Raw genomic sequence first — 7,332 nt, forward strand, 5'->3', positions numbered from 1 at the left:
GGGGCAGATCTCAGCGGAAATCAACACGATGAGCAATTGAAGGCCGGCGACGGCTTTTCCCTCACCGGGTCGACGACCGAGTGCGGCGGCTCGATCCATTCCCTCGTGAAATACGATCTTCTCGGAAAGGTCGCCGAAAACACAGAGCTGACGCGCAAGACGGTAGCCGACATCCTCACGGCAATTCAGGCCAGCGTTTTCGGTCAGTTCAGGGAGAACCCCGAGCACTTCATCGCGGAGGCGTCGCGGATCATCGCCGAGCAGAAAGCAACGATGATCATCGAACGACTCGCCTATGACGGCTTGTCCGAGCGGTACGACGTGGACATCTTCACGGCCAACCAGACAGGGCAGGACTTCTCCAAGGCCAGCGCCAAGCTGAAGCACCATATCTATGACTATGTCGTCGCGGACTCGGATATTGAACGCAAATTCGCCGGTCAGCTGGATGCCAGCAGCGAGGTGGTGGTCTATGCTAAGCTTCCCCGTGGTTTCCTGATCCCGACTCCTGTCGGCGACTACAACCCTGACTGGGCAATTTCCTTTAAGGAAGGTAGCGTCAAGCACATCTACTTCGTCGCCGAGACCAAGGGCAGTATGTCCTCGATGAAGCTCCGCGAGATCGAGAACACCAAGATCGCTTGTGCCCGGAAGTTCTTCGACGAGATCGAACAGAGCGTCAGCGAGGATCGCGTCAAATACGATGTCGTTACCAGTTACGAGAAGCTCATGGACATCGTCGGGCACGCTGCTGGCTGACACCAGTCCAAAACTATCGGGGCGGCACGTGTCGGTATTGGCGCAGCTGACACGTCCCCCGGGAAATCACACCTCGCTGGCCGCCCTCAACGAAGCTGCGATATCGCCGATCGACCGGAACAGCATGAGCGCATTGTCTTTCGACGGCAAAAACCCCCGGCGCCGCCAGAACGCGGCGGCCTCATCATCAATGGCATTGACCATCAACGCCCGCCCGCCGATCAGCGCGGCCCCATTCACGCTGCGGGCCAGCGCATGGTTGAGCAACCCAATACCAATCCCCTGCCCCGCCCAGGCCGTGTCTGTGGCAAGCTGGCCGAGTAGAATACACGGCATCGGGCTCGGCGGCTGGCCGGTGCGGATGGCGCGTGGCAGGGTGGCTGGAACAACAGCGGTAGGGGCCAGGCCGTAGTAGCCCACCACTCGGCCCGCCACATGGACCACCATGACCACGGAGAATCCTTTCTGCTGGTTGGCCAGCGCCCGGTTCTTCAGCCAATGATCGAGCGAAGGCTTGCCGCAGGAGAAGTGGGATACATCATGCCCGGCATGCAGAAGCTCCGGTGCGGAGAGCAATACCTCCCCCATCAACGCGTCGTGGTATCTTTTTCCCACGGCGCCTTGCGGCGCAGAGAGGCCACCATTTCCGGCACGGGCGCCGCGGGGGCGGACACGGCTTGAACAAACGCCTCAAACCCTTCCGGGCTCATACGCACCAGCGTGCTTTCCATCAGCACCTCCTCGGCCGCCCGCACCGCGGCTTCCCGCACAAAATCCGTGCGCGAGCGCCCGCGCAAATCCGCCGCACGGTCGATAATCGCGATATCGCCTTCCGGCAAACGCATCGAGAGCGGATGGTCTTTACGCTTGGGCGAGGCGGTCATGGCGGTGGTTCTTGTCATGAGCGGAATATAGTTGATTGTAGCGCTTTATGCAATACAAATTAGCCTTTCTCTCACCACCCGCGCCGCCGCAATTGCCGGGGTTGATCCACCCACCCGGGCCCTCGCTCGGCCCGCTGGCCAAGCTCACGCCAGAATTCTACATGACTCTGGCGGCGGCTGAAGCTGGCAAGCATTTCCGCCACATCTGCGCCGATACGAGCCACTCGCCCCAGCACTGAACCGCTCCGGTTTTCCCGGAGGCTATTTGGTTTGAGTCACGCTGCCATGGACTGCTCTCGCAGCGCGGCGTAGTAGCGTTTCTCGGCTTCAGCCGGCGACATGTAGCCTATGGGCTCCATGATCCGGCGATGGTTGAACCAGTCGACCCATTTCAGCGTGGCGTACTCGATCTCCTCAAAGGATCGCCAAGAGCCCCGCCTGTGGATGACCTCAGCCTTGTACAGGCCGTTGATCGTCTCGGCCAGGGCATTGTCATAGCTGTCGCCGACGCTGCCGACGGAGGGTTCGATACCGGCATCGCGCAGGCGCTCGGTGTACTTGATGGACACGTATTGAGAGCCGCGGTCGCTGTGGTGAACGAGGCCCCCTACTGGCCGGCGCTGGTGCAGGGCCTGCTCAAGGGCATCGAGTACAAACCCGGTATGGGCGGTGCGGCTGGCCCGCCATCCGACAATGCGCCGGGCGAAGGTATCGATGACGAATGCCACGTACACAAAGCCGCTCCAGGTCGAGACATAGGTGAAGTCGCTGACCCATAGCCGGTTGGGGCATGGCGCGCGGAACTGGCGGTTCACCCGGTCCAGAGGGCATGGGGCCGCCTTGTTGCTCAGGGTGGTCTTGAGCTTTTTGCCGCGAATAACCCCTTGTAATCCAATCGCCCGCATCAGCCGCGCCACCGTGCAGCGGGCAACATCCCGGCCCTCGCGCCGTAGCTGGTGCCACACTTTGCGCACGCCGTAGACAGAGAAATTATCCCCGTACACGCGACAAATCTCCGCCTTCAAAACCTCATCTTGTCGTGATCGCGCCGAGCGCCGGGACGGATCGGCACGCCGCGCCACTTGCGCATGGTAGGTGGAAGGGGCGATCGGCAGTACCTTGCAGATCGGCTCGACCCCATACTCACCTCGGTGATCATCGATGAACGCGATCATGGCTTGAACCGGCGGTCGAGCTCCGCCTGCGCAAAATACGCACTCGCCTTGCGCAATATCTCGTTGGCCTGGCGCAGTTCCCTGACCTCCCGCTCCAGAGCCTTGATCCGCTCCCGATCCTCACTCGTCGGGCCGGCTCGTAGACCTTGATCACGCTCCGCCTGCCGAACCCAGTGCCGCAGCGTCTCCCCCGTGCAGCCAATCTTCGCCGCTATCGAGGTCATCGCCGCCCATTCCGACGGGTACTCGCCTTTGTGCTCCAGCAGCAGTCGGACCGCACGCTCGCGAACCTCAGGCGAAAACTTGTTGCTCGTTCTGTTCGTCATGACACCATCCTCTCAAGAGTTGATGCCTCCGGCAAACATGGAGCGGTTCACACCTCACCATGACGCCGGAGTTTTGCCACCAAACCAGGCAGCCGCTTTTCAAATGCCTGCGCTATCCGGCGGCTCAACATCCGTTCCCGCAGCACTGATGGCCGCTCCAGACCGCTCCCGCGCGCTTCCGCCGCCTGGCGTACTCTCTGCGCCCCCCTGAACCGCCCCGCGCCGTAGCCCGGCTGACGCTCCAATAGCGCCAGCGCCGCTTGCTTCTCCGGCGCCTGTGGAAAATTGCGCACGATGTTGTTCCGCACATCACCGCGCCCGATCTCGCGCCGGTAGCCCAGCGGCCGCCGGACGATGATCTCGGCACGCTCCGTCCCTTCGGACGTCACGATAAAACTCTGGTCCCGGTGCCGGCTGCCTGAGGTATAGGCTCCGAATGCCGAGACCAGCTTCGTGCCAGCCGGCATCGCATGAATGTGCTCAGTAACTGCGCTCCCCTGCGCGGTGTTGGTGGTCAACGCATCGCCATAGGCCAGTTGAACTCTACCATTTGGCTCGCCCCGCAAGCTCTCCCACGCTACCAGCCCTTGCCTACCCGTGGTGGTCTTCAGGGTCAGTCCAGCCTCGTTAATGGCGGCGATCTCCAGCACCGTGCCATTGCGCCTGATATTCCCAACCGTACCAGCCTCCATGAACTTGGCATTCGTGCGCCGGAACAGGCGAACCCGGCCACCCACCGCAAGCGCCTTCTACCCTCTATATCCGCATGCGCTAGCATTCCTTGGCCTGTTGTAGCTGCATAAAATATTACCACATGAAGCCTACGAGATTAGAGACAGCGTTTGCACCAGCCATTGCGCTGACAAACGCACCAGCTTTTGCGCCAGCCTTTGAGTTGGCGAATGAGCTATGGATTGCGCTGACGATTGAGACATCCGGCCTGTCAAGATTCCGATTCGGAAGATTGCACGCCCTGTCAAAAATGGTGAAATTCTGCACTGCTATTTTTGAGAGCCGGTGCTCATGTCACTCAAGCGCAAGCCGACTGACACAGAAATCGAAACGCTGGCAGCGACAATCCGCCCGCTCTGGCGGTCAGGTGATGTTGTGCGCCCCTGGCTGCGCCAGCACCGCGATATGCTGCTGGCGCTGGTGCATGGCGAATGGTCCTGGGCCGCGATTGGCGCCGCGCTGAGCAAGGCCGGGATTACCTACCGCACTGGCGCGCCCTGGACGGCCAAAGCCCTGCGCAGCGAATTCTCGCGCGCACAGATGCCGCTGAAGGGCTACAGGCGTAGGTTGGGCCGCTCGGAAGACGCGGCGTCTGCGCCACCGCCCGTAGAGGCGCCGGTGACAATCGGAGCAGGGGTGGTTCCCCCAGCGGCAGTGCCCGCAGCACCTATCATGGCTCCATTACCGCCGGTGCCGGGGCCATCCGCTGCCCCCGTTTCAAACCCGCCTCGCTTCGGGTCCTTGAACCACCTCCGGTGCCGAGTGAGGCTGAACGCGCAGAGATCGAGCGTAACCGCTGCCTGACATTCGGGCCGCCTGAACCCAAGGAGTAGAGCCAATGTCCGATGACAAACCCCAGCCGGTTACCGCATCGAACGGCGGCAAGCCGTCCGGCGCCACACCCTATCGCCCGAACATGGCGAAATTCACCGGCGCGCGTTCCGATATCGTCAGCTTGGCGCCGCCTCAGGAAGCCGAGCCTGAGATCGGACAGGGAATCGACCTCACGGGCCAAGCCAAAATCATTTTTGCCGCCGGGCGGGGCAAGACGGGCAAAACCACCCTGCTCCGCTGGCTTACCGAGACCTCGATCCGCAATGGCGGCACGCCGATCCTGGCTGATGTCGACCCGAGCAATGCCACTTTCTCCGCCTATTTTGCCGATGTGGCCCGCCCGGAGACCGATAATCCCGCCGGGGTCACCGCCTGGCTGCAGGAGCTGATCGAATATTGCATCCATGAGCGCCAATCCGCCCTCGTTGATCTGGGCGGCGGTGATACCACCTTGCGGTCTCTTGCCGCCGAGATGCCGGGCCTCGCGGCGCATATCGAAGCCGCCGGCATGGCGCCAGTCATGTTCCACCTCACCGGTGCTCAGCCCGAGGATTTGCTTCCTGCACTCACCCTGGCCGCACGCGGTTTCACGCCAGCAGCGCAAGCGCTGGTGTTCAACGAATATAGCATTGAGCCGGGCGCAACCCGTGAGCGCGCCTTTGCCCGTCTCACCGCGTCGGATGCGTATGTCCGTCTGGCGGCAGATTGTGTGAAGCTCTGGATGCCCCGGCTGCACGCCGCCGAGGCCGTGGAAAGCCGGCAATGCAGCTTCGCCGCCGCGCGCGATGGCACCGTCACGCCATCTCTGGGGCTGTTCGATGCCGCCCGGGTCCGCGTTTGGCTGGACGCCATGGACCGCCGTTTCGCGGGGGTCAGATCATGGATCCCATAAGCCCCGCCGCGCGCCGGGAAGCCCTGCACGAACAGATCAGCGAGGCGCAGATGATCCTGCGCCGCGCCGCCGCGGCCGCCGCCCTGAAAAGCGATCCTCTGGCGGAGCAGCTCCAGGCCCTGGCCGTGTGCGTCGGCGCGCTGAGCGATCTGTACCAGGCCAGCGAAGCCACCCAGATCGATATCGCCAACACGCTGAAAACCCAGACCGGCGTAATCGCGGATGAAGCCATTTCCCGGGTCCACGCCTCGGGCATGGACATCGTCAACCAGCTCGCCCCGCAACTGGCCAACGCAGCTGACCGCACCATGCGCATGAAAATCACCACCCTGCGTATCCGCAGCATCGTGGGCCTGGGTCTGGCATTGGCGCTGGCCATCCTGGTGCCCAGCCTATTTACCTATGCCGCCGGGCTGAATGACGGCCGATTCCAGGCCGAAATCGCCGCTCACCTGATCTCCGCCGCCATGAAGGCCAGCCCAGCCGAGGCAATCGCCTGGGGGCAGCTGATGCAGGATAATGACGGCGTCACCGCCATGGCCGCCTGCCGCAAATCCATGCAGCAAGACGCCAGCGGGCGGCATTTTTGCTTTATGCCGGTGTGGACGGACCCGATATCCCCCGCCGTGCCTTCAGCCCCCGTTCAATAGCCTCCAGCGCCGCCGCCTGGGAACATTACCCTTGCCCATCCCCGCACACAGCCCTAAATATGACTACTGTAGTTCTAATTTGTTCGGAGGCCGCCATGCGGGAAATCCAACTTCGCGACGCCAAGGCCAGCCTATCGGCTGTGGTCGATGAGGCCCTACGCGGCGAACCCGCGATCATCACCCGCCACGGCAAGCCCGAGGCGGTCATTCTCAGCTTCGAGGAATGGCAGCGGCTCTCGCATGTGCCCTCTTTCGGCCAATTGCTGATGGCGGCACCTCTCGATGCGGACGATCTGCCGCCGCGCAATCCATCTCCGCTCCGTGATAGCGGCCTCTGATCCTTGTATCTCGTCGACACCAATGTCATCTCGGCGCGGGCGCCCTCGCGCGTCCCTCTGCCCGATTTGGCCGCCTGGATGGATGCCCACTCGGCCGATTTATTCCTCTCCACGGTCACAATCGCTGAGATCGAGGACGGCATCGCCAAGGCCAAGCGTGAGGGAGCAACCCGCAAAGCCCGTGACCTTACCGCCTGGCTGGAGACCGTGCTGCACCTTTATGCGGCCCGCATCCTGCCCTTCGACGTGGCCAGCGCCCGCCTCGCCGGCAGTCTATCAGACTGCGCCCGTGGTCAGGGTCATGCCCCGGGCTTCGCCGACATCATCATCGCCGCAACCGCCCAGCACCACGGGCTGACCATCCTGACCCGGAACCTGCGGCATTTTGAGCCGTTGGGCGTGGCGGTACATGATCCATTTATCCGCCTGCCCTGAGCACGGTCGTGGGCGGCGGGAATGTTCAGAAAGCCGCCATTCCGCCTCCGACGGCCACTTCCGGCGCGATTGCGCACTTTGCGGTCGTTCCTGGCCCTAGGATAGCTGCGCAACGCCGGACATTGCCGACTCGTCGGTTTCCACAGGAGCAATTTGCCAAAAGCGATCGTTTGAACAAGGGCCCCCTTGCATTTTCGATCGCTAACTTCGGCCGATCTGGCCAGATTTGTCTCGCCTCCGGAAATTCGTATATTAAGCTCAACAACCAGGGATGGCGAATAATGCGGCTATGGGTGGCTTTACTAGC

9 protein-coding genes, 1 pseudogene and 1 other annotated feature are annotated in these 7,332 nt (G+C 62.4%); of the genes and pseudogenes, 6 read left to right on the forward strand and 4 right to left on the reverse strand.

All coding sequences use genetic code 11. The features are described 5' to 3' along the window. Positions 1-759, forward strand: a pseudogene (locus tag MXAZACID_RS16640) (restriction endonuclease subunit R); the annotation flags it as partial. Positions 760-825: 66 nt separating this feature from the next. On the opposite strand, the gene MXAZACID_RS16645 reads toward MXAZACID_RS16640, so the two are convergent. Beyond that, positions 826-1,347, reverse strand: a complete 522-nt coding sequence (locus MXAZACID_RS16645) for a GNAT family N-acetyltransferase (RefSeq protein ID WP_008495700.1) — start codon at positions 1,345-1,347, stop codon at positions 826-828. Then, a complete protein-coding gene (locus tag MXAZACID_RS16650) occupies positions 1,347-1,661 on the reverse strand; it encodes a DUF1778 domain-containing protein (protein ID WP_240376722.1) in 315 nt (104 codons plus the stop codon). The genes MXAZACID_RS16645 and MXAZACID_RS16650 overlap by 1 nt, the downstream gene beginning before the upstream one ends. 29 nt (positions 1,662-1,690) lie before the next feature. On the opposite strand from MXAZACID_RS16650, the gene MXAZACID_RS18950 reads away from it, so the two are divergent. After that, positions 1,691-1,882, forward strand: coding sequence for a hypothetical protein (locus MXAZACID_RS18950; protein WP_144052869.1), 192 nt, complete (start codon positions 1,691-1,693; stop codon positions 1,880-1,882). A gap of 36 nt (positions 1,883-1,918) precedes the next feature. Here the strand turns inward: MXAZACID_RS18950 and MXAZACID_RS16655 are convergent. Continuing rightward, a protein-coding gene (locus tag MXAZACID_RS16655) for an IS3 family transposase (RefSeq protein ID WP_240376724.1) occupies positions 1,919-3,144 on the reverse strand; the annotation gives its coding sequence in 2 pieces (ribosomal slippage) (positions 1,919-2,853 and positions 2,853-3,144; 1,227 coding nt in all). Then, positions 2,744-2,860: a sequence feature (AL1L pseudoknot), on the reverse strand. It overlaps the preceding gene by 117 nt. Positions 3,145-3,191: 47 nt before the next feature. Then, positions 3,192-3,881: a hypothetical protein gene (locus tag MXAZACID_RS16665; protein ID WP_008495706.1), complete on the reverse strand. Its 690-nt coding sequence runs from the start codon at positions 3,879-3,881 to the stop codon at positions 3,192-3,194. Between the two features lie 833 nt (positions 3,882-4,714). Here MXAZACID_RS16665 and MXAZACID_RS16670 point away from each other — a divergent pair. From MXAZACID_RS16670 to MXAZACID_RS16685, 4 genes are all read left to right on the forward strand, one after another. Beyond that, on the forward strand, positions 4,715-5,602 hold the full coding sequence (locus tag MXAZACID_RS16670; protein WP_008495707.1) for a hypothetical protein: 888 nt from the start codon (positions 4,715-4,717) through the stop codon (positions 5,600-5,602). Then, positions 5,590-6,252, forward strand: a complete 663-nt coding sequence (locus tag MXAZACID_RS16675; protein ID WP_008495708.1) for a hypothetical protein — start codon at positions 5,590-5,592, stop codon at positions 6,250-6,252. Before MXAZACID_RS16670 ends, MXAZACID_RS16675 begins: the two co-directional genes overlap by 13 nt. Positions 6,253-6,347: 95 nt before the next feature. Continuing rightward, positions 6,348-6,590, forward strand: coding sequence for a type II toxin-antitoxin system Phd/YefM family antitoxin (locus tag MXAZACID_RS16680; protein WP_008495709.1), 243 nt, complete (start codon positions 6,348-6,350; stop codon positions 6,588-6,590). Positions 6,591-6,593: 3 nt separating this feature from the next. Beyond that, positions 6,594-7,025 (forward strand): type II toxin-antitoxin system VapC family toxin, encoded by a 432-nt coding sequence (locus MXAZACID_RS16685; RefSeq protein ID WP_008495710.1) that lies wholly within the window; start codon positions 6,594-6,596, stop codon positions 7,023-7,025. Positions 7,026-7,332: the final 307 nt, after the last annotated feature.

Source organism: Acidocella sp. MX-AZ02 (genome assembly GCF_000306035.1).
Taxonomy (GTDB): domain Bacteria; phylum Pseudomonadota; class Alphaproteobacteria; order Acetobacterales; family Acetobacteraceae; genus Acidocella; species Acidocella facilis.